The organism is Streptomyces sp. NPDC060198 (genome assembly GCF_042728415.1).
GTDB lineage: Bacteria > Actinomycetota > Actinomycetes > Streptomycetales > Streptomycetaceae > Streptomyces.
In genome coordinates this window covers 1-2,061 of record NZ_JBHWZJ010000634.1, presented here as the reverse complement: position 1 = coordinate 2,061, position 2,061 = coordinate 1, and the positions used below count along the sequence as shown (strand labels likewise).

General features: G+C 72.0%; 1 protein-coding gene, 1 tRNA gene and 1 other RNA gene. 1 reads left to right on the top strand and 2 read right to left on the bottom strand.

The annotated features are described in order from the left end of the window. A partial coding sequence (locus ACFWEP_RS34305; protein ID WP_387376166.1) for a DNA polymerase III subunit gamma and tau occupies window positions 1-1,477 on the bottom strand: 1,477 nt, incomplete at its 3' end. Window positions 1,478-1,690: 213 nt separating this feature from the next. Continuing rightward, window positions 1,691-1,787: signal recognition particle sRNA small type (gene ffs, locus ACFWEP_RS34300), an RNA gene on the bottom strand. A 142-nt stretch (window positions 1,788-1,929) separates the two neighbouring features. Between ffs and ACFWEP_RS34295 the strand changes: the two genes are divergently transcribed. After that, window positions 1,930-2,017 (top strand) — tRNA-Ser (locus tag ACFWEP_RS34295). Window positions 2,018-2,061: the final 44 nt, after the last annotated feature.

Below are 2,061 nucleotides of genomic sequence, written 5' to 3'. Positions count from 1 at the left end.
GCTCCCCGCCGCCGGCAGCGGCCGGGGTGGGCCAGGCGCCGGGCCGCTGAGCGACGGGCGGAGCCTCGGCCGGAGGCTGCTGCTGCCCGTACTCGGCGGACGGTGCGGGGGCGGGTGCCTGCGGCGCCGGGGCTTCGTACGGTGCGGGCGCGGGCGGGTCGTACGGGGCCGCGGGCGCGGGCGGGCTGTACGGAGCCGCGGCGGGCGCGGGCGCCATGGACGGATGCGCCTCCGGCCCGGGCACGTACCCCACCGCGGGCGGCGCGGCCCGCACCGCCTGCGCTCCTGCCGCCCCCGCGCCTGCCGCTGCCGCGAAGGCGCCGCCGCGCTCCAGGCGGTCCAGCCGCGCCTGGAACGACCGCTCGTCGTCGAAGGCGGCGGGCAGCAGCACCCGGGCGCAGATCAGCTCCACCTGGAGACGCGGCGAGGTCGCGCCGCGCATCTCCGTCAGCCCCTGGTTGACGAGGTCGGCGGCGCGGCTCAGCTCGGCGGCGCCGAAGACGGACGCCTGGTCCGACATCCGCTCCACCACGTCGGCGGGGGCGTCGATGAGCCCCTTCTCCCCCGCGTCCGGCACGGCCGCCAAGATCACCAGGTCACGCAGCCGCTCCAGCAGGTCGGCGACGAACCGGCGGGGGTCGTTGCCGCCTTCGATCACCCGGTCCACGACCTCGAAGGCCGCGGCACCGTCGCCGGCCGCGAAGGCGTCCACCATCGAGTCGAGCAGCGACCCGTCCGTGTAACCGAGCAGCGAGGTCGCCATGGCGTACGTCACGCCGTCGTCGCCCGCACCGGCCAGCAGCTGGTCCATGACGGACATCGAGTCACGGACCGACCCTGCCCCGGCCCGTACGACGAGCGGCAGCACACCGTCTTCGACCGCGCTGTTCTCCTTGCCGCAGACCTCCGCGAGGTACGACCGCAGGGTCCCGGGCGGGACGAGCCGGAAGGGGTAGTGGTGCGTACGCGACCGGATCGTGCCGATGACCTTCTCGGGCTCGGTCGTCGCGAAGATGAACTTGAGGTGCTCCGGCGGCTCCTCGACCACCTTCAGCAGGGCGTTGAACCCTGCCGGGGTGACCATGTGCGCCTCGTCGATGATGTAGATCTTGTAGCGGCTGGAAGCCGGCCCGAAGAACGCCTTCTCGCGCAGGTCACGGGCGTCGTCCACGCCACCGTGCGAAGCCGCGTCGATCTCGATGACGTCGATCGAACCCGGGCCGTTGCGCGCCAGGTCCTGGCAGGACTGGCACGTCCCGCACGGCGTCGGCGTCGGCCCCTGCTCACAGTTCAGGCAGCGGGCGAGGATGCGCGCGCTGGTCGTCTTTCCACAACCACGCGGCCCGCTGAACAGGTACGCGTGATTGACCCGGTTGTTCCGCAGGGCCTGCTGGAGCGGGTCAGTGACATGCTCCTGACCGATGACCTCGGCGAACGACTCGGGGCGGTAGCGGCGGTACAGCGCAAGGGACGACACAGTTACGAGGTTATCGGGACGCGCCGACAACCGGCTCCGCATCGGACCCCCACGACCGGGGACCCTGGTCACACCGGGCCACCGGACCACCGGGCAACCGGCGAGACGTAGATCACATGGGCGACGGGGCGGCTGGAGCGACATCCGGGACACGGCCCACTCGGCCGGCCTGAGGCCGCCCTCCCCGACGGCCACCCGAAAGGGCCCGGAAAACACAAGGGCCCCCCACGCACCCGCCAGAGCCGACCTACCCTTGCTGCCTTCCGGCCCTGGGGGAGTTCAGTCAGATAGCGCCACGTGAGGGGCTGATGCCCACCTTAGCCGATCCCCACCCCTCCAGGTCCACCCGCCCGGCCCCGGGGTCCCCCCGATCGGTCCGCCCGACCTCGCCCCGACGATCTCCCGGGGAACGTGTTCGCGAGCACCCCTCAACGTCTTGTATTGTTTGCGGCGGAGGATTCGCCTAGTGGCCTAGGGCGCACGCTTGGAAAGCGTGTTGGGGGCAACCCCTCACGAGTTCGAATCTCGTATCCTCCGCCATTGCTCTCACCGGGCAATACGTCGAAGGCCCCCACTGCTTGCAG